The sequence below is a fragment of the Pseudomonas lijiangensis genome, from assembly GCF_018968705.1.
Lineage (GTDB): Bacteria > Pseudomonadota > Gammaproteobacteria > Pseudomonadales > Pseudomonadaceae > Aquipseudomonas > Aquipseudomonas lijiangensis.
Genome location: NZ_CP076668.1, coordinates 173336 through 197278, shown reverse-complemented (window position 1 = coordinate 197278; position 23943 = coordinate 173336). Strand labels below are relative to the sequence as shown.

Genomic DNA, 23943 nt, shown 5'->3' with positions numbered 1-23943 from the left:
TTCGTGGTCTTTGCAGTGAGTCGTAAACTTTCGCTCATTGGAGCTCATTGCCAACCTGTAGAGCAATGCTATGAGCAGTTGACAGTCGTGTCAACCCAACTTTATACAGGCGCCTCGCAGAGAGGGAAGTCTGAGTATGCCGCACAACATCCAGTATAGGCCGTTGCTGATTGATGAGCTGATCAGCTCACACAGAATTGCTAGCTACAGCAAAGTATTTTCTACACAAAACGACGCAGAACTGGTTGGCGCGTACCTATGGAATTCACATGTTTGCGCAGCACTTTACCCGCTGCTCAGCGTGGCAGAAGTCACCCTAAGAAACTCCATAGATGCTGCCCTGACAGCTGATCTCGGAAAATTCTGGTGGAAGGGGGGGGGTAATTTTTTACATTGGGTTGTTAATTAAGAAATTTCATAAGGCTCAACACCTTACACAACCACACCGTAAGGGTTTGCGCTGGAGCAGTAAACATTCGAATGTGCCACTGCCACACAGAGATTGTTGTATCTCTCTAATGAGGCTAGATCATTTTTTTTGATACTTATTTTTGCGACATTTGCCTGTCCGAAATTTAGCTCAGAAAATTCCGGAGGCATGGGGATTATTTTCTGATTGATAATATCGACAAATAACACCGTCACGAAGGTGTTTGCATCCAAATTAAACATTTGAAGTTGAGCGCCTTCGATGTGCTGCTGATCTATCAGCCCTCTGTCGCAAATCAGAACTCCTGCGTCCTGATAGTCGTCTTTATATTGGTATATGTGAAAATCTTTGGATATATTTTTGTTGTCAAAAACGCTCTTGATCAGGTGCTCGATGAGGTTCAGCCCTTGGTCTAAGGGTTGCAGAATTAGTAGGTATATTAATTTAAGCCAAGATAGGTACTCATCTTTTGATATATTAAATTCAGAGCATATGCGTGCCACTTGAGGTCGATTGGCCCCGTCAAGGGATATGAAGTGAGCTTTCAGCACCTCATTTCCAGGTAATACGCCATGCAGCTCCCTAAACATCTCAAGTGTTCTTTTTATGCAGTGTGGGTTTCTGATGACGTTTATTAACTTTAGGCAGTATAAGCGCAATAGTTCATTTTCGAAATTTACTGCTGCTGGGTCTTCAATCTTTTTGAGAAGTGAATTTGTAATTTTAGAAATTCCGTCTTCGTAGGCTGAAAATGCGTCTTCAAGATTATGTTGCCCGCCTTCGTCAAGTGTCTTGAGTGCATATAGGTCTTTTCGGGATAAATTTTTTTCGATTTTTACCCCTGTCGCGTCGTTGTTTTTTATCTGAGCAGGTACGTGTGACAGGACGCTGAATTTATAAATGCGTTGATTCTCTGGCTTTACAGTTTTGTCAATCGCATTCAAGCGCTGTTCTACCTGTGAGATGTAGTGATGATTCCTAGAGTTACTTTTTTTCATGTGCCCTCCTGGCTTTAAAATATAGTTATCTAATGATCGCAGACTACGGCGCGTAATCTTCGTTAAGTGGTTGGGTGTAGCTTTGCAATGCCCGAGCGGTTCATAAGCGGCTCCGCTTAGGAGAACACATTAGCAAGCAGACAGACTAGCTGGGCGAGCACGTCTCCCTAGTTGTACTCCTCACTGTGGATATCAGCTAGCAACCGTCGCTATGGGCGGCCGCGTCCAAGGTTGCAGTTGTGGGCGGAGAAGCTTAAAAGAGAGCTTCTGTAAGCATCTGCTTTAGCCGATTCTGAGAGCGCTGCTTCTTGGTAACTCGGAGCTCAACCGATGCCACGGCCTGCCCGTGGAGGCCATGATGCCTCGGGGTTGACACGGATGGCCTTGAAGATCCGTTTCTGTCAGAAGGGAGGCAAGAGGAGGTCGATCACGTTCAACATGCTCTTCCAGCAACGCATCACTGATTACATAACCTCATAACTGATGCGAGCCACCGCAGTGGCATCTAAACACGCGAATGAAAAACTTGCCCCAGAAACCTTACACACGGACACAACCAGCAAAAACCCCACCCTCCCACCCCACCCAAACCCCATCTATCCTTCCCAACACCGCAGGAAGCGGCTTTCGTTATCAAGGAAGATCATGTCTCTCGCCATCGTCCACAGTCGCGCCCAGGTTGGCGTGGAAGCACCTGCCGTTACGGTCGAAGCCCATCTGGCCAACGGCCTGCCAACCCTGACGCTGGTCGGTTTGCCGGAAGGTGCGGTCAAGGAAAGCAAGGATCGGGTGCGCAGCGCCATTCTCAATTCGGGGCTGGATTTTCCGGCGCGGCGGATCACGCTCAATCTGGCTCCGGCGGATTTGCCTAAGGATGGCGGCCGGTTTGATCTGGCCATTGCGTTGGGGTTGCTGGGGGCCAGTGGGCAGTTGCCGTTGCTGGCATTGCAGGAGGTGGAGTGTCTGGGCGAGCTGGCGTTGTCCGGGGCGATTCGGTCGATTCAGGGGGTGTTGCCTGCGGCGCTGGCGGCCAGGGCGGCGGAGCGTACGCTGATCGTACCGGCGGCGAATGCCGAGGAGGCGTGTCTGGCTTCGGGGCTGCGGGTCATTGCGGTGAATCATCTGCTGGAGTTGGTCGCGCATTTCAATGGGCGCACACCCATCCCGCCTTATCAGAGCAGCGGGCTTTTGCATCAGCCCAAGCCTTATCCGGATCTGAGCGAGGTTCAGGGCCAGACCGCCGCCAAGCGCGCATTAGTGGTTGCTGCGGCCGGGGCGCACAACCTGCTTTTCAGCGGCCCACCGGGTACGGGCAAAACCCTGCTCGCCAGTCGCCTGCCCGGTCTATTGCCACCGCTGGATGAATACGAAGCGCTGGAGGTGGCGGCGATTCAATCGGTGGCCAGTCAGGTGCCGCTGAGCAGTTGGCCGCAACGACCTTTTCGGCAACCTCATCACTCGGCGTCGGGGCCGGCGTTGGTGGGCGGTGGCAGTCGTCCTCAACCTGGCGAGATAACATTGGCCCACCACGGCGTTTTGTTTCTGGATGAGTTGCCCGAGTTCGACCGCCGGGTTCTGGAGGTTTTACGCGAGCCACTGGAGTCAGGCCATATCGTGATTTCCCGGGCTCGGGACCGGGTACGGTTCCCGGCGCGCTTTCAACTGGTCGCGGCCATGAACCCATGCCCGTGCGGTTATATGGGTGAGCCCACCGGGCGGTGTCGTTGTTCGACCGAGCAGATCCAGCGCTATCGCAACAAACTGTCAGGCCCGTTGCTGGACCGGATCGATCTGCATCTGACTGTCGCCCGGGAAGCCACTGCCCTCAACCCGACACCACAAACCGGCGATAACACTGCCAGCGCCGCTGCCTTGGTGGCAAAAGCCCGTGATCGCCAACAACGACGCCAGGGCTGCGCCAATGCCTTTCTCGATCTGCCTGGGCTGCGCGAGCATTGTCCGTTGTCGGCAGCGGATGAAAACTGGCTGGAAACGGCCTGCGAGCGGTTGACCTTGTCGCTGCGGGCCGCGCACCGGTTGCTGAAAGTGGCGAGAACCCTGGCGGATCTGGAGCAGGAAGATGCGATTGATCGCAGGCATTTGGCCGAGGCGTTGCAGTATCGGCCTTCCAGTAATTGAGATCGGTTTCTATGGCGGTTGTGTGTGGGAGACCTTCGGGTCTGCCGGGTGTCCATACCGGTTCGCCAACCTGCATACAACTGCCACCTATCTTGTTCGGCTCAAAGTGATGAAACGATTTGAGTCTTCAAGGGCTGTTTTGTTGGTTCGATCGCTGTCGCGGGCAAGCCCCCTCCCACAATTCGGAGAGTCTCCAAGAAGTGGGACCGATACACCTATTCTAGTAAGCAATACCTCCAAAGATCGGTCTTACAACACGAACAGATATATCCATGAAGACGCCATGCTTAACCCCGATAGCCCTTGGGTAAGCACAGCACTAATCTCTTGCTCGGCTGAATAATCAGCTACTGGATTTGGCGATCTGGTTAAGGAGGCATACCGCTGACCATATAAAACAGGCATATTTGCGCCTGTATTTTGTTATGGCCGCTGTGTGCGGGAGATCTTCGGGTCTGCCGGTCGCTCCTTGCCGGTTCGCCAACCTGCATACAGCTGCCACCTTATCGTTTGGCGACGAAAAGCGGCAGCTTCACATTAGGAGAAGCGCTCTTGGATAAGTCCATAAATCAACCCCATACCCCCACCCTCTTCATCCGCCACAAAGCCCATCTGCACGCCATCCGCCTGCAAGACAAGACATGGTTCTGCGCCCGTGACCTCGGTCATTTGATGGGAATTTTTCTGGATGAATACCGAACTCGCAAGCTCGCGCCGGATCAGCGCAAAACCCTGTGGCTCAAACGTTATGAGGATACGCAGGAAACGTTGATGGTCAGCGAATCGGGGGCTTACGCCTTGTTGATCTATCATCACGCGCCACATAACGGGCCGTTGCGTGAGTGGCTGGAGCACCATGTCGTGCCCACGTTGCGAGATATGGATCAGGCACCCACATCGCAACGCCCAACGCTGAGTTTGATGCATTGGCCGGGCGTGTCGATGAGTTTGCTGAACTGGCAGAGCGAGCCATGGATACGCCTGCGGGACATGCCTGAGATTCTGCTGGAGCAGTCACGTCAGGGTGTCGGGAAGGCGACGCCGTGGTGGAGACGATTATTGGCGTGAAGCCGTTCGCGAATAAATTCGCCCACGGGCTGTAGGAGCGAATTCATTCGCGAAAAACCAATCACCGGAAGCGATCAACCTCTTGGCGCAGTTCAGCCGCCAGGGAGTTGAGTTCCTGGGCGGTGATTGCCAGGTTGGAGACCACTTCGCGCTGTTCGCTGTTGGCCATGGCGATGCTTTGCAGGTTGCTGCTGAGCATGGTGGCGGTGCTGCTTTGTTCTTGCGTGGCCGTGGTGATTGCGGCGAACTGATGGCCGGCGGAGCGGCTTTGTTCGTCGATCTGGGCCAGTGCAGCTGCAACCTTGGCGTTACGCGACAGGCCGTCCTGCATCAGGACGTTGCCCTGCTGCATGGTGCTGATGGCGTTGCCGGTCTGTTGCTGGATGCTGGCGATCATGCCGGAGATTTCGTCGGTGGCCTGACGGGTACGCGAAGCGAGGCTTCGGACTTCGTCGGCTACCACGGCAAAACCGCGACCCTGTTCACCGGCACGAGCCGCTTCGATCGCTGCGTTGAGTGCCAGCAGGTTGGTCTGGTCGGCAATCGAGGTAATCACACCGACGATGCTGCCGATTTCCTGGGAACGCTGCCCCAGGGTGTCGATCACGGTGGCGGTGCTGTTCAGCGAGCTTGCGATCTGTTGCAGCGCAGACGAGGCTTCATCCATGGAGGTACGGCCGATGCGGGTCTGCTGCGCGTTTTCCTGCGCCAGACGCTCGGTGTTCTTCATGTTGTCAGCGATGTTCAGAGAGGTCGCGCTGAATTCTTCAACCGCGCCGGCCATGCTGGTGATTTCACCGGACTGCTGCTCCATGCCTTCATAAGCGCCGCCCGACAGGCCGGACAATGCATGGGCACGAGTGCTCACTTCCTGAGCCGCAGTACGGATATGGGAAACCATGTTCGACAAGGCTTCGCTCATCTTGTTGAAGCTGCCCGCCAGTTGCCCGATTTCATCGTGGCTGGAGACATTCAGGCGCACACTCAGGTCCCCGGATCCCAGGGCATCGGCCTGACGTACCAGTTCGGATAATGGACGCAGTTTGCTGCGCAGCAGCCAGATGGCACTGCTCACCGCGATCAGCATCGCCAACAGGCTGCCAATGGCCAGCTTGGTACCCACGCTCCAGGTCACTTCGCTGATTTCGTCCCTTGGCATGCTGGCCATTACAGTCCATGGTCCGCCGCTGAAGGGCTGACCCACGCTGTAGAAGTCCTGCTCGCCATCGTGCCAGAAAAGGCCTTTGCCAGGCTGCTTGACTACATCAGCTACAGACTTGGCTGCACTCTCCGGGGACTTGGCGCCAGCTGGCGCGACCAGCCAGCGGCTTTGCTCGTCCAGCAATGCCAGCGAACCGGTCTTGCCGATGCGGAAGTTTCTGAGATTCTCAAACTGGGCGTTCTGCGCGTCGGTGTAATCGAAACCGACGAACAGAGCAGCAATGATCTTGCCGCCGCTGTCACGAACCGGGCTGTATTGAGTCATGTAGTAGCGTTCGAACAACACTGCCTTGCCCACATAACCCTGACCGGCCATCAGGCGCTCATAGGCCGGGCCTTTGCGATCGAGCACGGTGCCGATGGCGCGAGTGCCGTCCTGTTTGCTCAGGGACGTGCTGATACGAATGAAGTCATCGCCGCTGCGCACGAAAATGGTGGCGACACCTGCCGTCAGACGACGAAATTCGTCGACCTCGGTAAAGTCGTTGTTCAGGGGCGTATCACCCAGATACAGACCCGGAGTCTGGGTCCCGGCCACGGTGACTGGCTTGTCGGTCTGCAGGCTCAGGCCGCCAGAAAAACGCTTTTCAAACAGCCCGCTCAGGCGCTGCGTGCTGTCACGCAAGGTGCTGTGAAAAGTGTTGAGCTGGTCAGCGAGCAGGCGAGCCTCACTGGACATGTGTTCTTCACGGATGACAAGGTTGGCAGCGTCCAGAGATCGCAAAGCGAAAAGAGTACTGCCGCTTATCACCACCGCAAGAATCACAGCCAAAGCAATACCGAGTTGCGAGGCAATCCGGGCACGGGGCTTGGACATAAAGGCTCCAGGCTGAATTATCGGGTTTGCCAACTCCCTGGCCGACCATCCAGCAAAATTCTAATAGGATTTGAGATTGAACCGTTTTGAACAAACGGCCTTTCAAGAGTAACGTCGGCGCGCAAGTGAAATACTTGAGTCAGCTAAGCGGATATTAGCAAACAGATGGCAAATCGCCCAACCGCCACCACTATTTAAGTATTTCGACTTTCGGTAACTCCATCGCCTGAACCTCACTCTGCAGGAAGTCACTTAACCGTCGTAACCGCTCTAGACCGGGCCTCGTCTTTGGCCAGACCAGATAATAGTTCTCGCCACTGAATACTGCAGTGCGCCAGGGCAGGCTCAAACGACCTTGTGCCACGTCTTCCGCAACCATCAATAAATCGCCCATCGACAGCCCGTAACCTCGGGCAGCCGCGATCATGCCCAGCTCCAGGGTGTCGAAAACCTGACCGCCCTTGAGCGAAACCTTGTCCGCCAGCCCCATGCGGTTCAGCCAGGTGCGCCAGTCACGCCGATCCGGTGTCGGGTGCAGCAGCTCGATACTGGCCAGCCGTTCGACATCCCAGGGCGGATCCTGCAAAAAGGCAGGGGCACCGACCGGGATCAGAAACTCCGGAAACAACAGGGTCGACTCCCAGTCCGGCGGAAAATGCCCGCGACTCAGGAGGACGGCACAATCGAAAGGTTCTTGCGAGAAGTCTACGGCGTCGATATCCATCCAGGCGCTGGTCAACTGGACTTCGTTGCCTACCTGAAGATGACGAAAACGACTGAGCCGCGCCAATAGCCAACGCATGGTCAGGGTCGACGGCGCCTTCATGCGCAATATGCCTTCTTCAGCCTGTAACGTGCTGCAGGCACGCTCAAGCGCCTGAAAACCGTCCCTGATTCCGGGCAATAAGGCACGAGCGGCTTCAGTGAGCTGCAAGTTGCGGCCATTACGCTGAAACAGTCGGCAGGAAAAGTACTCTTCGAGCGTATGAATATGACGACTGACAGCACTTTGGGTAATCGAGAGTTCTTCTCCCGCTCGCGTGAACGAGGTATGCCGAGCAGCCGCTTCAAAAGCGCGCAATGCATATAACGGAGGAAGACTACGAGGCATATGAATATATCCCACACAATAATGTGCCACTGTACGCCAAATATACTCGCATGAGTTTTAATCATGCTGATGATCGGATTTATCGCTTTGTGCTTGAGCGCTTGAATGCCGAGAATGTGCAGCCCATCAGTACACCTGAAGTAGAGCCTTTCCATCATGCAACAGCCTGCCCTCAAAGAACTCTGGATCATCCTGCGCCTGGCCGGGCCGTTGATCGCATCGCAGATGGCGCACATGCTGATGGTGTTCACCGATACCGTGATGATGGGCAAGATCGGGCCTGAAGCCCTGGCGGGCGGCGGTCTGGGCGCAGCTACCTACAGCTTTGTTTCGTTTTTCTGTGTGGGGGTGATGGCGGCAGTCGGCACGCTGGTTTCGATTCGTCACGGCGCAAACGATGCAGAGGGTGCGACCCGGCTGACTCAGGCCGGTTTGTGGCTGGCATGGGGCATGGCGCTGGTGGCTGCGCTGCTGTTGTGGAACCTTGAGCCGGTTTTGCTCAGGTTTGGCCAGACCGAAGTCAACGTCCATATGGCCACTCAGTTCCTGACCACCCTGCCGCTGGCGCTTCCCGGCCTGCTCACGTTCATGGCCTTGCGCGGCTTTACCAGTGCCCTTGGGCGTGCAGGCCCGGTCATGACCATCAGCCTGGCCGGAGCCGGGGCCAACTTTGCGCTCAACTACATGATGATCCATGGCTGGTTCGGGCTGCCGAATCTGGGCCTGATGGGCATCGGGCTGATCACGGCCATAGTGACCAATTGCATGGCTCTGGCGCTTGCCCTGCATATCCGCCGCCATCCTGCTTATGCGGCCTATCCGATTCGCAAAGGGCTGTGGCAGTTATCCCGCAGCCATCTTAAAGAGCTCTGGAACCTCGGCCTGCCAATTGGCGGCACCTACGCCGTGGAAGTGGGCCTGTTCACTTTTGCAGCGTTTTGCATGGGAGCCATGGGCAGCACGCAGATGGCTGCGCATCAGATCGCCGTACAGACCGTGTCCATGGCGTTCATGATTCCGGTCGGGATTTCCTACGCCGTCACCATGCGCATCGGTCAGCATTACGGTGCGGGCAATGTATTGATGGCTCGTACTGCCGGGCGACTGGGCATTTCGTTTGGCGGGGCAGTGATGCTGATGTTCGGCATACTTTTCTGGCTCGCGCCTCATCAGGTCATCGGCCTGTTTCTCGACCTCGATGACCCGGCGTTCACCGAGATCGTGATCCTGGCGGTAAAGCTGCTGGCCATTGCGGCATGGTTCGAGCTGCTGGACGGCATGCAGACCATCGCCATGGGCGCCATTCGCGGGCTCAAGGACGCCAAGACCACCTTTCTGATCGGGCTGGTCTGCTACTGGCTGGTGGCAGCACCTGCGGCATGGCTGCTGGCCTTTTCGACCGATCTGGGCGCAGAGGGTGTCTGGTGGGGGCTGGCGCTGGGCCTGCTGTGTTCGGCTGTGGCGCTGACCTATGCCTTCGAGAAGAAGACCGCGCGGTTGATTAAGGTGAAATCCAGGCAGGAGCCGCAAGACAATCTGGGCGCCATTCATCCTTGATGTAAGCGGATAGGCCGGGCTTTACACCTTTTTCGCGGAGGGGTGCGCGCCTGTCGGCCGCTCCAGGTAGTCAACCAGTTCAGCCATCGGCAACGGTCGGCTGATGAGGTAACCCTGCACCTGATTGCAACCAAAGCTGCGCAGCAGCGCCAGTTGCTCAGGGGTTTCCACACCTTCGGCCACCACTTCCAGGCTCAGGTTATGGGCCAGGTTGATCATTGCGTGAACCAGCTTGCGATTTTCCTCACGCGGCTCCATTTCACCGACAAAACTTTTGTCGATCTTGAGCAGTTCGATCGGCAGGCTGTTGAGGTGCATGAAGGAAGAAAAACCGGTGCCGAAGTCATCCAGGGAAAAACGCACACCCAATCGGCGCAGCGCTTCCATGATCTGCCGCACCTGCTCACTGCTGCGCATGACCGACGTTTCGGTCAGCTCGAATTCCAGCCAGCGCGCGTCGATTTCATGCTCGGTGATCAGGCGGCTGAGGGTCGGCAGAAGCTGGCTGTCCTGAAACTGCCTGAACGACAGGTTGATCGCCATGTGCAACGGCGCAAAACCCCGGTCGCGCAAAGCCTGCATGTCCCGCAAGGCCCGATGAATGACCCAGTAACCCAACGGCACGATCATGCCGCTCTGCTCGGCCAGAGGCACGAACTCGCTGGGCAGTAACAGCCCTCGCTCGCTGTGGCGCCAGCGCACCAATGCTTCCAGCCCCACCACCGCACCGCTTTCCAGGCACAGGCGCGGCTGGTAATGCAGCTCAAGTTCGTCAGTGCGCAAGGCCTTGCGCAGTTCGGCCTCAAGGTCCGCAAGGCTGCGGGCGTTGCGGTTGATGGTGTGGTCGAAGAAACGGAAGGTACAACCCTGAAGACTCTTGGCTTGGCGCATGGCGATATGGGCGTGCCACATCAAGGCGTCGGCGCCGGTTTCGGACTGTGAATGAGCGATGCCAAGGCTGCAGCCGAGCAACAGGCTTTCACCATCGATCCAGTAGGGTTCGGACAATGCATCGGTAATGCGTTCGGCCAGTTGTGCCGCACGTTCGGGCGTATGGCGGGTGTCGATCAGCAAAGCAAACTCGTCACCGCCCAGACGGGCGATCTGGTCCCCGATGTCCAGCTGGTTCCTGAGTCGCGCCACCACCTGCAGGATCAACCGGTCACCGGCCTGATGGCCCAAGGCATCGTTGGCGCGGCGGAAGTTGTCGAGGTCCAGGTGGCCCAGGGCAAAACCGGTTTTTTCGGCCAGACGGGCTGTCAGCAACGTCTGAAAACCCTGTCGGTTGGCGATACCGGTCAGCGGGTCCTGGCCGGCCAGGCGTTGCAGGGTGTCTTCCAGCGCGCCGCGCTCACGGACATGGCGCAGGCAGCGGCGAAGGGTATCGGCTGTCAGACTTTCGCGGACCAGCCAGTCGCTGGCCCCGATCGGTGCGACGAGCGGTTCCTCTTCGAGCAACATTACCGTCGGCAACAGGCAACTTGTGGCAGGAGGTTGCAGCTCGGGAGTGGTCAGCAGCAAGGAAGGACGCGGACTGTCAGGCTGCTTCTGGAAGGCATCCCAGTCAGCGGCCTGATACAAAATGACCTCATCGCCCAGCGATGCCAGACAATTGCTCAACAGCGCCAGCCATGCAGATTCTCGGGCCAACAGCAGCAATCTCAGGGGCTCGACAGGCACAGGCACGCTAACTCCTTAACTGCAAAGGAAAAACCGATTACCAACCAAACGAAAGGGTTGACTGGTAGACGCACATTCGCGATTCGGCAAATGTAACAAAAACAAAAAAATTAGATAGCTGTCCCTGCCGTTCAACGATGAGCGCTGCATAAATGCGCGGGCCTGTTAAAATGCCCGACCTTTTTCGCAACAGACTACCCATACCGTCATGTCCCGACTCAATCCCCGGCAACAGGAAGCCGTGAACTATGTCGGCGGCCCTCTTTTGGTGCTCGCCGGTGCAGGCTCCGGCAAGACCAGCGTGATCACCCGCAAGATCGCCCACCTGATCCAGAACTGCGGCATCCGTGCGCAGTACATCGTGGCCATGACCTTTACCAACAAGGCCGCCCGGGAAATGAAAGAGCGGGTCGGCACGCTGCTGCGCGGTGGCGAAGGTCGCGGCCTGACGGTATCGACGTTCCACAACCTGGGCCTGAACATCATCCGCAAGGAGCATGTGCGGCTGGGCTACAAGCCCGGTTTCTCGATCTTCGATGAAACCGACGTCAAGGCCCTGATGACCGACATCATGCAGAAAGAGTATTCGGGCGACGATGGCGTCGACGAAATCAAGAACATGATCGGCGCCTGGAAGAACGACCTGATCCTGCCGCCCGAAGCGCTGGCCAATGCCCGCAACCCCAAGGAACAGACCGCCGCCATCGTCTACACCCACTACCAGCGCACGCTCAAGGCGTATAACGCGGTGGACTTCGACGACCTGATCCTGCTGCCGGTCAAGCTGTTCCAGGAACACGCCGACATTCTGGAGAAGTGGCAGAACAAGGTCCGCTACCTGCTGGTGGACGAATACCAGGACACCAACGCCAGCCAGTATCTGCTGGTCAAACTGCTGATCGGCACCCGTCACCAGTTCACGGTCGTAGGCGATGACGACCAGTCGATCTATGCCTGGCGTGGTGCGCGGCCGGAAAACCTGATGCTGCTCAAGGAAGACTATCCGTCCCTGAAAGTCGTGATGCTGGAGCAGAACTACCGCTCCACCAGCCGCATCCTGCGTTGCGCCAACGTGCTGATCTCCAACAACCCGCACGCCTTCGAGAAACAACTCTGGAGTGAAATGGGTCACGGCGACGAGATCCGCGTGATCCGCTGCCGCAACGAAGACGCCGAAGCCGAGCGGGTGGCGATGGAAATCCTCACCCTGCACTTGCGCACCGACCGGCCCTACAGCGATTTCGCCATCCTCTATCGCGGTAACTATCAGGCCAAGCTGATCGAGCTGAAATTGCAGCACCATCAGGTTCCCTATCGCCTGTCAGGTGGCAACAGCTTCTTCGGCCGCCAGGAAGTGAAGGACCTGATGGCCTACTTCCGCCTGCTGGTGAATCCGGACGACGACAACGCCTTCCTGCGCGTGATCAACGTGCCGCGCCGGGAAATCGGCTCCACGACCCTGGAAAAACTCGGCAACTACGCCACCGAGCGCAAGGTGTCGATGTACGCCGCCACCGAGGAAATCGGTCTGGGCGAACACCTGGACAGCCGTTATACCGACCGCCTGCAACGCTTCAAACGCTGGATGGACGGCGTGCGCCAGCAATGTGCGCAGAACGACCCTATCGCGGCACTGCGCAGCATGGTCATGGACATCGATTACGAGAACTGGATTCGCCAGAACAGCTCCAGCGACAAGGCCGCCGACTACCGCATGGGCAACGTCTGGTTCCTCATCGAGGCACTGAAGAACACCCTGGAAAAAGACGAAGACGGCGGCATGACCATCGAAGAGGCCATCGGCAAGCTGGTCCTGCGCGACATGCTCGAACGCCAGCAGGAAGAGGAAGACGGTGCCGAAGGCGTGCAGATGATGACCCTGCATGCTTCCAAGGGCCTGGAATTTCCTTACGTGTTCATCATGGGCATGGAAGAAGAAATCCTGCCGCACCGCTCCAGCATCGAGGCCGACACCATCGAGGAAGAACGCCGTCTGGCCTACGTGGGCATCACACGCGCACGACAGACGCTGGCGTTCACCTTTGCCGCCAAGCGCAAGCAATACGGCGAGATCATCGACTGCGCGCCAAGCCGCTTTCTCGATGAGCTGCCACCGGACGATCTGGCCTGGGAAGGCAACGACGATACGCCAACCGAAGTAAAGGCCGTGCGCGGCAATACGGCCCTGGCGGACATACGCGCCATGCTCAAGCGCTGAAACCTGAACAGAAAACGATCAACTATTGCGCACTGGCGCACCCAAGGAACCGAAGTGGAAGCACTGCACAAGAAAATTCGCGAAGAAGGCATCGTACTTTCCGATCAGGTCTTGAAGGTCGATGCGTTTCTCAACCATCAGATCGACCCGGCACTGATGAAAGCCATCGGTGACGAGTTCGCCAGGCTGTTCGCGGATGCAGGCATCACCAAGATCGTCACCATCGAAGCCTCGGGCATCGCTCCGGCAGTGATGGCCGGCCTGAACCTCGGCGTGCCGGTGATCTTCGCCCGCAAGCATCAGTCGCTGACCCTGACTGAAAACCTGCTGTCGGCTACGGTCTACTCCTTCACCAAGCAGGTCGAAAGCACCGTCGCCATCTCGCCACGGCACCTGAACAGCAACGACAACGTACTGATCATCGATGACTTCCTGGCCAACGGCAAAGCTTCCCAAGCCCTGATCTCGATCATCAAGCAGGCAGGCGCCAAGGTGGCCGGGCTGGGTATCGTGATCGAGAAGTCCTTTCAGGGCGGTCGTGCCGAACTGGATGCGCAGGGTTATCGCGTTGAATCCCTGGCACGCGTGGAGTCGCTGGCGAACGGCGTGGTGACGTTCAAGTAGAACGTCCACGCTGCCTGTCTACGCTTGCACAGGTAACAGCCATTTACGGCCACGGAGAGACCACAATGATCATTGGGGAAAGGCTGTATGTCGAAGGCCTCTTCGACAGCCATACATGGACGATCAGTTATCTGGTGATGGACCTGGCCAGCAAGCAGTGCGCGCTGATCGACAGCGTGCTGGACTACGACCCGAAGTCCGGGCGCACCCGCACCGAGTCAGCCGACCGCCTGATCGAACGGGTCAGGGCTCTGGACGCTTCGGTGCAGTGGATACTGGAAACCCATGTCCATGCGGACCATGTGTCGGCAGCGCCCTACCTGAAACGGCAGTTGGGCGGACAGATCGCCATCGGCAGCCACATCACGTCCGTGCAGCAGGTCTTCGGTAAACTGTTCAATGCCCCTGAGGACTTCGCACGGGACGGAGCCCAGTTCGATGTGCTGCTCGATGACGATGGCGTATTTTCCATCGGATCTCTTGAGGCCAGGGCGCTGCATACACCCGGGCATACGCCTGCCTGCATGACCTATCTGGTACAGATCGGCGACGAAACAGTCGCGTTCGTCGGCGATACGCTGTTCATGCCCGATTACGGCACAGCCCGTTGCGACTTCCCCGGCGCCGATGCGCGAACGCTGTATCGCTCCATTCACCGGATCCTGAGCCTGCCGCCACAAACCCGCCTGTTCATGTGCCATGACTACCTGCCCAATGGCCGCGAGCTGCAATACATGACCACCGTTGCCGAGCAGCGCGCCAACAATATCCATGTGCACGAAGGCATCGACGAAGACGCTTTCGTCGCAATGCGCGAGGCTCGGGATGCGACCCTGGAAATGCCGGTCCTGATGCTGCCGTCGGTGCAGATCAACATGCGCTGCGGCCACTTCCCCGCGCCGGAAGACAACGGCGTCAGCTACCTGAAAATTCCGCTTAACGTTCTTTGAATCGCTGCCATGCATCTGGAAACCTGATATGAGCCTGACCTCCCCTGCCCACCAGATAGTGATCGTCGGGGCCGGAGCCGCCGGACTCTCGACCGCAGCAAGCCTGCTGGCTCGCGATGCATCGCTGGATATCGCCATCATTGATCCGGCTGACACCCACTATTACCAGCCAGGCTGGACGCTGGTCGGTGCCGGGGTGTTCCAGCCGTCATCGACAGCCCGCAGCATGGCTTCGCTGATCCCCAAAGGTGTGAAATGGATCAAGGCAGCCGTGGCAAGCTTCGATCCTCATGGCAATGCCGTGAAACTGGAGGATGGGCGCAGCATGGGTTACCAGCAACTGGTGGTCTGTCCAGGCCTGAAGCTGGATTGGGCGGCCATCGAGGGATTGGTCGAAACATTGGGGAGCAACGGAGTAACGTCCAACTATCGCTATGATCTGGCCCCCTATACCTGGGAGCTGGTTCAAGGGCTCAAGGGCGGGCAAGCCCTGTTCACTCAGCCGCCGATGCCGATCAAATGCGCCGGAGCGCCCCAGAAGGCGATGTATCTCTCCTGCGATCACTGGCTCAAGTCCGGCCATCTGGAACAGATCAATACCCGGTTCTACAACGCCGGAGCCGTGCTGTTCGGGGTGCCGGACTACGTGCCGGCCTTGATGGAATATGTCGAACGCTATGCGATCGACCTGGAGTTCGGGCACAGACTGGTGGCCGTGAACGGGCCAGCCAGACGCGCTACCTTCATCCAGACCCGGGCAGACGGAACCAGCGAAACCGTCGAGCAGGGCTTCGACATGCTGCATGTAGTGCCGCCCCAGACAGTGCCGGACTTCATTCGCTCAAGCCCTCTGGCCGACGCCGCGGGCTGGCTGGATGTCGATCCGGCCACACTGATGCATCGCCGCTTCAGCAATATTTTCTGCCTGGGCGATGCCACCAACACCAGCAACGCCAAAACCGCAGCGGCCGCCCGAAAACAGGCTCCGGTGGTTGCGATCAATGTGCTGGTTGCCTTGGGCCGCTCAGCAAGACAGGCTGTTTATGACGGCTATGGATCATGCCCGCTCACCGTAGAGCGGGGCAGGATTGTACTGGCTGAATTCACCTACGGCGGCAAGGTCGCTCCCAGCTTTCCGCTCTGGCTGCTCGATGGTCGCCAACCGACACAATTGGCCTGGTGGCTGAAAGAGCGCGTGCTGCCATCGCTTTACTGGCAGGGCATGCTCAAGGGTCGCGAATGGCTGGCCAGACCGCAACAGGCTGCCGTAAAACATGGATGAACATCAACTGCTGGGCGCAGGCCTGGGGGCGATCGTTGGCGCAATACTGGCACTGACCGGTGCAGGTGGCGGCATTCTGGCTGTGCCGCTGCTGGTTTTCGGGCTGGGGCTGACCATGGTCGAGGCCGCGCCTGTGGGCTTGCTGGCCGTGGGTCTGGCTGCCGCAGTCGGGGCGGTCCTGGGCTTGAAGCAGGGCATTGTCCGCTACCGTGCCGCACTCTATATCGCCGGGATCGGTGTGCTCGTGTCGCCTGTAGGCCTGTGGTTCGCTCATCGCTTGCCCAATACGCCGCTGGCGCTGATCTTCGCCGTTGTGATGCTGTACGCCTGCGGACGGATCTTTCTCAAGGCCACCCGCGAGTTGAAATACGGACCACCGGCCTGCCGCAAGGAAGTCCTGCCCTGCGTGCTCAACCCGCTGCAAGGCAGGTTGCGCTGGACGATGCCCTGCCTTCGGGCTCTGACACTCACCGGCATGACGGCAGGACTGCTGTCGGGACTGATCGGAGTCGGTGGTGGCTTTGTCATCATCCCGGCGCTGACCCGCTACAGCGACCTGAACATGAAAAGCGTCGTCGCCACGTCACTGGCAGTCATCGCGCTGGTCTCCACCGGCAGCGTCATCAGCGCCTCCGTGGCGGGCGTGATGCACTGGAGCATCGGCGCGCCCTTCGCGGCAGGAGCGATCATCGGCCTGATAGGCGGCAGGCAGGTCAGCGGCTATCTCGCCGGACCGCGCTTGCAGCAACTGTTCGCCATTGCAGCCTGGATTGCCGCAGCCATGCTGGTGTTCAGCGCACTCAAGGCAGTCCTCTGAGCAACATTCAGAACGTTGATCCGGCAGAGTTGTGTAACCCGGCCAGCAGCAGACGCTGATACAGTTCTTCCTTGATGCCTTGGGGATCGTCGAGCTGCATGCGCTGCAGGTGCTCGATATAGGCCGAAGGCTCGGGCGCATCGAGCGTGGCCTTGCCCAGTTCCAGAATCTCGGTGAGCTTGAATTTGCTCTTGAGCCAGTTCAAGGCGCGCAACAAATCCCGCTCTCGTGCAGTGAAATCGCAGCCCAGCGGATATTCGGTGAACAGCGCCGGATAGCGGGACGCGATGTCCTTCAGGCGCTCGGGCGTGTTCTGGGTAAAGCGCGGGTCGAGGTGAAAGCCTTTCGGCAGCTTGCCAGCCTTTTGCGCCTGTTCGATCAGGCCGTTCTGAAAGCGCGAGTCGCAGATATTCAGCAGTCGCTCGATGACCGTCGCATCGGTCTGACCACGCAAGTCGGCAATCCCGTACTCGGTCACGACGATATCGCGCAGGTGCCGGGGAATGGTCGCATGACCGTATTCCCAGACAATATTGGAACTGATTTCACCGCCTGACTCTCGCCAACTGCGCAGGATCAAGATCGAACGTGCATCTTCCAGCGCATGGGCCTGGGCAACGAAGTTGTATTGCCCGCCGACGCCACTGAGCACACGCCCGTCTTCCAGTTGATCGGACACCGCCGCGCCCATCAGGGTCATGGTGAAAGCGCTGTTGATAAAGCGCGCATCCCGACGTTGCAGGCGTTTGAGCTCTTCGTTGCCGTATAGCTCGTTGATGTAGCTGATGGCACTCATGTTGAACTGCGCCAGTCGCTCAGCGGGCAACTCACGCAAGCGCTCATAAAAACTCAGCGGGCCGAGGAAGAACCCGCCATGCAGCACGACGCCATCCGGGTGAGCGCTTTCATCGAGGGTTCCCAGATTAGCCAGTCGTTGCAACTCGATATCGGCATAGACCTTGCGCCGCACAATGCCAGCGTCGGCCAGTACCAGCAGGCCGTTGACGAACATCTCACTGCATCCGTAAAGCCCGCTGGCAAAAGGCTGGATGCCGCCTTCGCGGTCAATCAGGGTCTGCCAGTTGCTCATGTTCAGTTCGGCAAGCAACTCACGGTAGGTTTCGTTGTTGGCCTGTCGGGCCAGCAGCGCGGCGGTCAGTGCGTCGCCCATGGAGCCGATGCCGATCTGCAAGGTGCCGCCATCGCGAACCAGGGTGCTGGCATGCAGACCGATGAAATGATCCTGAAAGCCCACGGGCATATTGGGCGTCGAGAACAGGACGCTGCGCTCCTGCTCGTCCAGCAGCAGATCGAAGGCATCGGCATCCAGCTCGGAATCGCCAGGCATATAGGGCAGATCGGCATGGATCTGGCCCAGCATCAGAATCGTCTCGCCCGCGGCCCGTCGCTTGGCGACCATCGGCAGCAGATCGAGGGTCACATCAGGGTTGCAGCTCAGGCTCAACTTGCCAGGCCGTTGCTCATCGTGAGCGACCAGTTGCGCAATCAGGTTCAGGCCACTGGCATTGATGTCTCGGGCCGCATGGCTGTAATTGCTGCTGACGTAACTCTGCTGGGCCGCTTCGCTGCTGAGCAGACTGCCCGGCTGCATGAAGAATTGCTGAATGTGAATGTTCGGCGGCAGATCGTCACGACGCAGTGCCGACAGAAATTCCAGCTCAGGATAATCCCCGAACACCCGCTCCAGAAATGGCTCCAGAAAACGCCCCTGCAACCCCTCACCCGCGGGCGGGCGCCCCAGGCTCAACGCCGTATAAATCGTCAGTTGCCGCTCGGGAAGCTGACTGATGCGCTCGTATAACGCATTGACGAACCGATTGGGCTTGCCCAACCCCAAAGGCATGCCCATGTGAATATGCTCGGGCAACTGCGCGAGCACATGATCGACGGCTTGCTCAATGGAACAGGACCTGGGCATCCGAACTCTCCGGGGTTGTGGCTGGTGGAGGTTGGACCCATGTTCTCGTGAAAGTGCTGCAAATATGCTGAATACTGAGCCTGTGAGGCTACTGCTGTAGGAGCGAATTCATTCGCGAGAGGCCGATACATTCAAAGAAAATGCATCGACTTCAATACTGTCTCGCGGATAAATCCGCTCCTACAAACACCTTCGTGGCGCAATCCTGTGGAGGTCTGACCGTCAGTCTTACTTGAGACCCGACATCTTCTGAATGGCGCTTTTGAGTTCTTCATCGGTGCAGTCGCCACAGGTGCCTTTGGGCGGCATGGCGTTGAGGCCGGTGATGGCCTTGGCCAGCAGGCCGTCCAGGCCGCCTTCTTTTTTGGCTCGCTCATCCCAGGCGGCGGTATCGCCGATCTTGGGCGCATTCAGCAAGCCGACGCTGTGGCAGGCGGTGCAGTGTTTGGCGATTACATCGTCGGGGGATTTCGCGCTGCCGCCACCGGCTGATGCGGTAACTGCAATACCTGCGCATTCCTTGCCTTGAACACAGACCTGCCCGACCGGCTCAAGTCGTTTGGCGATTTCATCATTCGTCGCTGCCTGAGCGTTGAATGCCCAAAAAGCCAACATGGCAGCCACTGCCAGTATCTTGTTTATCAGGTTCACGCTTACACCCTCATGGTGACTAATCACGCCCGCGACCACGGTCTGGCAGGCTGGCGAATTATAGCGACTAGCCTTTGGAGCCGAAACACCCCTACAGAAAGAATGGTTATTAGCGCGTAAGTCCATTCAAGGGGTGTCTGGCCAGCCAGCCCGCGTACATGAGGCGATTGCGCTACGTGTGGTCAAAAATTGGCCGGGGTGGCTGCGCTGATTAGTCGCGCCGGCACATCGAACGGATTGCGGAATCGATGCGGCTTGGTGCTCTCGAAATAGTAGCTGTCGCCTGCTTCGAGGATGTAGGTGTCCAGACCGACGACCAGCTCCAGTCGTCCTTCAACCAGAATTCCGGTTTCCTCGCCTTCATGCACCAGCATCTCTTCACCGGTATCAGCGCCTGGCGGATAGATTTCGTTGAGAAAGGCGATGGCTCGGCCAGGATGCGACTTGCCCACCAGTTTCATGGTCACGGCACCGTCCGAGATATCGATCAACTCGCTGGCCTTGTAGACCACCTGAGTCGGGTTTTCCGGTTCGAGCTCTTCGGAAAAGAACTCGACCATGGACATGGGAATCCCGCCGAGCACCTTGCGCAGGGAACTGATCGAGGGGCTGACGCTGTTTTTCTCGATCATGGAAATGGTGCTGTTGGTCACACCTGCCCGCTTGGCGAGTTCGCGCTGGGACAGGCCCTTGAGCTTGCGAATGGATTGCAGTCGTTCACCGACGTCCAATGCGGCATTCCCCCTGGTTCGGTAAGGTTAAAGTCGAGATGAACGCCATGATGGCAACAGCGTTCAGTATTTACAACACCTCGGACTTTTAACCCGGCCAGCGGGCTCACTCTGGTGAGTAGACCCTCGGGACGCGCCGCAGATTGCAGAAGATCTGGTAAGGAATGGTGCCAGCATGCGCCGCCACATCGCTGGCCAGCACGTTCTTGCCCCACAGCTCGACATGACTCCCGAGCCCGGCCTGAGGCAGATCGGTCAGGTCAACGCAAAGCATGTCCATGGAAACCCGCCCCAGCAGGCGACTCGGCTTGCCATCGATCCAGACTGGCGTGCCAGTGGCCGCATGACGCGGATAACCATCGGCATACCCCATGGCGACCACACCGACACGGGTCGGGCGCTCGGTAACGAAGATGGCGCCATACCCCACAGGCTCGCCAGCGGGCAGTTCGCGCACACCGATGATCTTCGACTCCAGGGTCATGACCGGCTGCAGCCTGTCGGCCAGCGCCTGTGACTGATCGAAGGGCGTAGCGCCATAGAGCATGATGCCGGGGCGTACCCAGTCGCTGGGGATATGCGGCCAGCCCAGAACGGCTGGTGAGTTGCGCAGGCTGATTTCAGCGACCAGCCCCTGACGGGCGGCTTCAAACACGGCCATCTGCTCGTCGCTACGGGAACACCCCAGCTCGTCGGCACGGGCGAAGTGGCTCATCAGGACAATCTTCGCCACTTTGCCGGTCGCCAGCAGGCGTTGATAGCCCGCCTGAAATTCGGACGGATGCAAACCGACCCGATGCATGCCGGTGTCGAGCTTGAGCCACACCGTCAGCGGCTTGCCGATACTGGCCTTTTCGATGGCTTCCAGTTGCCACTGGGAATGCACGACGAACCACAGGTCATGCTGGACGATCAGCGGCAGTTCGTCGGCCTCGAAAAAACCTTCCAGCAGCAGGATGGGGCCACGAATACCGGCTTCGCGCAGCTCCAGCGCCTCTTCGATGCAGGCCACGGCAAAACCGTTGGCTTCGGCCTCCAGTGCCTGGGCGACACGCACCGCGCCATGGCCATAGGCATCGGCCTTGATGACGGCGAGGGCTTTGGCGCCGGTCGCTTCGCGGGCCAGTCGGTAGTTGTGACGCAGGGCTTGAAGATCAATCAGGGCGCGGGCTGGACGCATGGGAAGATAGTTCTGACTCAGGAGAAATTGAAATTCATGATGTAAAACTCATTCGCGAAGCACCTACCCAACACATCCCTGCAGTATGTGGTCGGCCTTCGCGAATGAATCTTCTGCGGTTATGGCAACGCAGCAACCACTGAAAGCTCGACCAGGATTTCCGGCTCGCACAGTTTGGCTTCGACCGTCGCACGCGCCGGCGCGACACCTTTGGGGAGCCATTTGTCCCAGACACTGTTCATGCCGGCAAAGTGGGCATCGATGTCCTTCAGGTAAATCGTGACGGACAGGATGCGACTTTTGGTGGTGCCCGCCAGATCCAGCAGGCGCTCGATATTGTCGAGCGTCTCACGGGTCTGCTTTTCGATACCGCCCGCCATGTCGTCACCCACCTGACCCGCCAGATAAACGGTGCCATTGTGGACGACGATCTGACTCATGCGCTCATTGGTGAGCTGGCGCTGAATGGACATGTTTTGCACTCTCCTTGGTACTGCCATAGCGAGAAATATCGAGACCTGCAGCGCTGATCTGGGGTTTTTCGCTCGCCATGAGGTCGGCCAGCAAACGCCCGGAGCCGCAAGCCATGGTCCAGCCCAGTGTTCCGTGGCCGGTATTGAGGAACAGATTGCGCAATGGCGTTGCACCCACGATAGGTGTGCCATCGGGCGTGGTCGGGCGCAGACCGGTCCAGAAACCGGCCTGGGTCAGATCGCCGCCCTGAGGATAGAGGTCGTTGACGATCATCTCCAGCGTTTCGCGACGCCGAGGGTTGAGCGAGAGGTCGAAACCTGCAATTTCAGCCATGCCGCCGACGCGGATGCGGTTGTCGAAACGGGTGATGGCGACCTTGTAGGTTTCATCGAGGATGGTCGAGGTCGGTGCCATGTCCGGGTTGGTGATCGGCACGGTCAACGAATAGCCCTTGAGCGGGTAGACCGGTGCGCGGATGCCCAGCGGCTTGAGCAATTGCGGCGAGTAGCTGCCTAGCGCCAGCACATAACGGTCTGCGGTTTCGAGCTTGCCATCGATCCAGACGCCATTGATACGGTCGCCCGTATGGTCGAGGCGTTCGATGGACTGGCCGTAACGGAATTCGACGCCCAGCTTGACGGCCATTTCCGCCAGACGGGTAGTGAACAGCTGGCAGTCGCCGGTCTGGTCGTTAGGCAGGCGCAGCGCACCGCTCAGAATGTTGGTGACGCCGGCCAGTGCCGGTTCGACCCGGGCAATGCCTTCGCGGTCCAGCAGTTCGTAAGGCACGCCGGACTGTTCGAGCACGGCGATGTCCTTGGCGGCGTTGTCCAGTTGCTCCTGGGTGCGGAACAACTGGGTAGTGCCCAGGCTCCGGCCCTCGTAAGCGATACCGGTTTCAAGGCGAAGTTCGTCAAGGCAGTCGCGACTGTACTCGGACAAGCGCACCATGCGTTCCTTGTTCACGGCATAGCGGCTGGCCGTGCAGTTGCGCAGCATCTGCGCCATCCACAGGTATTGATCGATATCCGCCGTGGCCTTGATGGCCAGCGGCGCATGACGCTGCAGCAGCCACTTGATCGCCTTGAGCGGCACACCGGGCGCAGCCCATGGCGATGCGTAGCCTGGCGATACCTGGCCGGCGTTGGCAAAACTGGTTTCCATGGCAACGGCTGGCTGACGATCCACCACAGTGACCTGGAAACCCGCCCGAGCCAGATAATAGGCACTGGTTGTACCGATTACGCCACCACCAAGTACCAGAACACGCATGTCGACAGCCTCATCGCGGATATCCGCTGACATTTGAAGTTTAAAGCAGGATTGTGTGCAGTATATTGAGCATCGAGCAGTGTATCTCACTGTATATATGCGTATATTCAGCGCTAATTCTCGGCAAAGAACGCTTTCGTAGAGGGGAAACTGCCTGTGCGCACTCAACACCAGTCAAAACGTGAGCTGGACAAGATCGACCGCAATATCCTGCGCATCCTCCAGGCAGACGGAAGAATCTCGTTCACGGAGCTTGGCGAGCGGGTCGGGCTCTCGACCACACCCTGCACCGAACGGGTTCGCAGACTGGAGCGCGAAGGCATCATCATGGGCTACAACGCCCGCCTAAACCCGCAATACCTCAAGGCCAGCCTGCTGGTATTCGTGGAAATCAGCCTGGATTACAAGTCAGGCGACACCTTCGATGAATTTCGCCGGGCCATTCTGAAGCTGCCCCATGTGCTGGAGTGCCATCTGGTATCGGGCGACTTCGATTACCTGGTCAAGGCCCGCATCTCGGAAATGGCCTCATACCGCAAGCTGCTGGGCGACATCCTGCTCAAACTGCCCCATGTGCGGGAGTCCAAGAGCTATATCGTGATGGAAGAAGTGAAAGAGAGCCTGAACCTGCCGATTGCAGACTGAGCACGTAGCGATCAGTTAAGGTACACACAAACTTGTAGGAGGCAGCTTGCTGGCGAAAAAGGCCTCAAAGCCGACAGATATTCTGCGTTTGTACGCTGAAGTCGCCAGCAAGCTGCCTCCCACAAAGTAATTTATCGCC

General features: G+C 58.2%; 20 protein-coding genes. 10 read left to right on the top strand and 10 right to left on the bottom strand.

Annotation, left to right across the window (positions count from 1 at the left end; all coding sequences use genetic code 11):
• Positions 1-136: 136 nt before the first annotated feature.
• Entirely contained in the window at positions 137-409 is a 273-nt protein-coding gene (locus KQP88_RS00905; RefSeq protein WP_253950535.1) for a hypothetical protein, read from the top strand.
• A gap of 23 nt (positions 410-432) precedes the next feature.
• On the opposite strand, the gene KQP88_RS00900 is transcribed toward KQP88_RS00905, so the two are convergent.
• On the bottom strand, positions 433-1428 hold the full coding sequence (locus KQP88_RS00900; RefSeq protein ID WP_216704591.1) for a hypothetical protein: 996 nt from the start codon (positions 1426-1428) through the stop codon (positions 433-435).
• A gap of 645 nt (positions 1429-2073) precedes the next feature.
• On the opposite strand from KQP88_RS00900, the gene KQP88_RS00895 reads away from it, so the two are divergent.
• Positions 2074-3567, top strand: a complete 1494-nt coding sequence (locus tag KQP88_RS00895) for a YifB family Mg chelatase-like AAA ATPase (RefSeq protein WP_216704590.1) — start codon at positions 2074-2076, stop codon at positions 3565-3567.
• A gap of 552 nt (positions 3568-4119) precedes the next feature.
• Positions 4120-4635, top strand: a complete 516-nt coding sequence (locus tag KQP88_RS00890) for a BRO-N domain-containing protein (protein WP_216704589.1) — start codon at positions 4120-4122, stop codon at positions 4633-4635.
• Positions 4636-4696: 61 nt separating this feature from the next.
• Here the strand turns inward: KQP88_RS00890 and KQP88_RS00885 are convergent, their stop codons facing one another.
• Both KQP88_RS00885 and KQP88_RS00880 read right to left on the bottom strand, forming a co-directional pair.
• On the bottom strand, positions 4697-6673 hold the full coding sequence (locus tag KQP88_RS00885) for a methyl-accepting chemotaxis protein (protein ID WP_216704588.1): 1977 nt from the start codon (positions 6671-6673) through the stop codon (positions 4697-4699).
• Positions 6674-6863: 190 nt separating this feature from the next.
• On the bottom strand, positions 6864-7784 hold the full coding sequence (locus KQP88_RS00880) for a LysR substrate-binding domain-containing protein (protein WP_216704587.1): 921 nt from the start codon (positions 7782-7784) through the stop codon (positions 6864-6866).
• 156 nt (positions 7785-7940) lie between these two features.
• Here KQP88_RS00880 and KQP88_RS00875 point away from each other — a divergent pair, with 156 nt between their 5' ends.
• Positions 7941-9341, top strand: coding sequence for a NorM family multidrug efflux MATE transporter (locus tag KQP88_RS00875; protein WP_216704586.1), 1401 nt, complete (start codon positions 7941-7943; stop codon positions 9339-9341).
• 21 nt (positions 9342-9362) lie between these two features.
• On the opposite strand, the gene KQP88_RS00870 is transcribed toward KQP88_RS00875, so the two are convergent.
• Positions 9363-11027 (bottom strand): putative bifunctional diguanylate cyclase/phosphodiesterase, encoded by a 1665-nt coding sequence (locus KQP88_RS00870; protein ID WP_216704585.1) that lies wholly within the window; start codon positions 11025-11027, stop codon positions 9363-9365.
• A 202-nt stretch (positions 11028-11229) separates the two neighbouring features.
• On the opposite strand from KQP88_RS00870, the gene rep reads away from it, so the two are divergent.
• The 5 genes from rep to KQP88_RS00845 all read left to right on the top strand — a co-directional run bounded on the left by rep (position 11230) and on the right by KQP88_RS00845 (position 16912).
• Positions 11230-13239 carry a DNA helicase Rep gene (gene rep, locus KQP88_RS00865; protein ID WP_095067352.1) on the top strand — a complete coding sequence of 670 codons (2010 nt, stop codon included), beginning with the start codon at positions 11230-11232 and terminating at the stop codon, positions 13237-13239.
• Positions 13240-13293: 54 nt separating this feature from the next.
• A complete protein-coding gene (locus tag KQP88_RS00860) occupies positions 13294-13863 on the top strand; it encodes a xanthine phosphoribosyltransferase (protein WP_095067353.1) in 570 nt (189 codons plus the stop codon).
• A 65-nt stretch (positions 13864-13928) separates the two neighbouring features.
• Positions 13929-14813: an MBL fold metallo-hydrolase gene (locus KQP88_RS00855; protein ID WP_216704584.1), complete on the top strand. Its 885-nt coding sequence runs from the start codon at positions 13929-13931 to the stop codon at positions 14811-14813.
• A gap of 28 nt (positions 14814-14841) precedes the next feature.
• Positions 14842-16095, top strand: coding sequence for an NAD(P)/FAD-dependent oxidoreductase (locus KQP88_RS00850; RefSeq protein WP_216704583.1), 1254 nt, complete (start codon positions 14842-14844; stop codon positions 16093-16095).
• On the top strand, positions 16088-16912 hold the full coding sequence (locus tag KQP88_RS00845) for a sulfite exporter TauE/SafE family protein (RefSeq protein WP_216704582.1): 825 nt from the start codon (positions 16088-16090) through the stop codon (positions 16910-16912). The genes KQP88_RS00850 and KQP88_RS00845 overlap by 8 nt, the downstream gene beginning before the upstream one ends.
• A 7-nt stretch (positions 16913-16919) precedes the next feature.
• Here KQP88_RS00845 and KQP88_RS00840 read toward each other — a convergent pair whose 3' ends face one another.
• The 6 genes from KQP88_RS00840 to dadA all read right to left on the bottom strand — a co-directional run bounded on the left by KQP88_RS00840 (position 16920) and on the right by dadA (position 23159).
• Positions 16920-18851 (bottom strand): acetyl-CoA hydrolase/transferase C-terminal domain-containing protein, encoded by a 1932-nt coding sequence (locus KQP88_RS00840; RefSeq protein WP_216704581.1) that lies wholly within the window; start codon positions 18849-18851, stop codon positions 16920-16922.
• Positions 18852-19079: 228 nt separating this feature from the next.
• A complete protein-coding gene (locus KQP88_RS00835; protein ID WP_200993664.1) occupies positions 19080-19502 on the bottom strand; it encodes a c-type cytochrome in 423 nt (140 codons plus the stop codon).
• Between the two features lie 182 nt (positions 19503-19684).
• Positions 19685-20233, bottom strand: a complete 549-nt coding sequence (locus KQP88_RS00830) for a cupin domain-containing protein (protein ID WP_025257935.1) — start codon at positions 20231-20233, stop codon at positions 19685-19687.
• A gap of 106 nt (positions 20234-20339) precedes the next feature.
• Positions 20340-21413, bottom strand: coding sequence for an alanine racemase (gene alr / locus KQP88_RS00825; protein ID WP_216704580.1), 1074 nt, complete (start codon positions 21411-21413; stop codon positions 20340-20342).
• Between the two features lie 119 nt (positions 21414-21532).
• A complete protein-coding gene (locus KQP88_RS00820) occupies positions 21533-21886 on the bottom strand; it encodes a RidA family protein (protein ID WP_198723399.1) in 354 nt (117 codons plus the stop codon).
• Entirely contained in the window at positions 21858-23159 is a 1302-nt protein-coding gene (gene dadA, locus KQP88_RS00815; protein WP_198723400.1) for a D-amino acid dehydrogenase, read from the bottom strand. Before dadA ends, KQP88_RS00820 begins: the two co-directional genes overlap by 29 nt.
• 156 nt (positions 23160-23315) lie before the next feature.
• On the opposite strand from dadA, the gene KQP88_RS00810 reads away from it, so the two are divergent.
• The gene (locus KQP88_RS00810; RefSeq protein WP_025257931.1) at positions 23316-23804 is read left to right on the top strand and encodes an Lrp/AsnC ligand binding domain-containing protein; all 489 of its coding nucleotides are present in this window, start codon (positions 23316-23318) and stop codon (positions 23802-23804) included.
• Positions 23805-23943: the final 139 nt, after the last annotated feature.

What these genes read in the sequence shown, in the direction of transcription:
- KQP88_RS00850 (WP_216704583.1), top strand. Translation starts at nt 14,842, where the DNA reads ATGAGCCTGACCTCCCCTGCCCACCAGATAGTGATCGTCGGGGCCGGA.
- KQP88_RS00905 (WP_253950535.1), top strand. Translation starts at nt 137, where the DNA reads ATGCCGCACAACATCCAGTATAGGCCGTTGCTGATTGATGAGCTGATC.
- KQP88_RS00880 (WP_216704587.1), bottom strand. Translation starts at nt 7,784, where the DNA reads ATGCCTCGTAGTCTTCCTCCGTTATATGCATTGCGCGCTTTTGAAGCG.
- dadA (WP_198723400.1), bottom strand. Translation starts at nt 23,159, where the DNA reads ATGCGTGTTCTGGTACTTGGTGGTGGCGTAATCGGTACAACCAGTGCC.
- KQP88_RS00820 (WP_198723399.1), bottom strand. Translation starts at nt 21,886, where the DNA reads ATGTCCATTCAGCGCCAGCTCACCAATGAGCGCATGAGTCAGATCGTC.
- rep (WP_095067352.1), top strand. Translation starts at nt 11,230, where the DNA reads ATGTCCCGACTCAATCCCCGGCAACAGGAAGCCGTGAACTATGTCGGC.
- KQP88_RS00885 (WP_216704588.1), bottom strand. Translation starts at nt 6,673, where the DNA reads ATGTCCAAGCCCCGTGCCCGGATTGCCTCGCAACTCGGTATTGCTTTG.
- KQP88_RS00875 (WP_216704586.1), top strand. Translation starts at nt 7,941, where the DNA reads ATGCAACAGCCTGCCCTCAAAGAACTCTGGATCATCCTGCGCCTGGCC.
- KQP88_RS00845 (WP_216704582.1), top strand. Translation starts at nt 16,088, where the DNA reads ATGGATGAACATCAACTGCTGGGCGCAGGCCTGGGGGCGATCGTTGGC.
- KQP88_RS00855 (WP_216704584.1), top strand. Translation starts at nt 13,929, where the DNA reads ATGATCATTGGGGAAAGGCTGTATGTCGAAGGCCTCTTCGACAGCCAT.
- KQP88_RS00840 (WP_216704581.1), bottom strand. Translation starts at nt 18,851, where the DNA reads ATGCCCAGGTCCTGTTCCATTGAGCAAGCCGTCGATCATGTGCTCGCG.
- KQP88_RS00895 (WP_216704590.1), top strand. Translation starts at nt 2,074, where the DNA reads ATGTCTCTCGCCATCGTCCACAGTCGCGCCCAGGTTGGCGTGGAAGCA.
- KQP88_RS00900 (WP_216704591.1), bottom strand. Translation starts at nt 1,428, where the DNA reads ATGAAAAAAAGTAACTCTAGGAATCATCACTACATCTCACAGGTAGAA.
- alr (WP_216704580.1), bottom strand. Translation starts at nt 21,413, where the DNA reads ATGCGTCCAGCCCGCGCCCTGATTGATCTTCAAGCCCTGCGTCACAAC.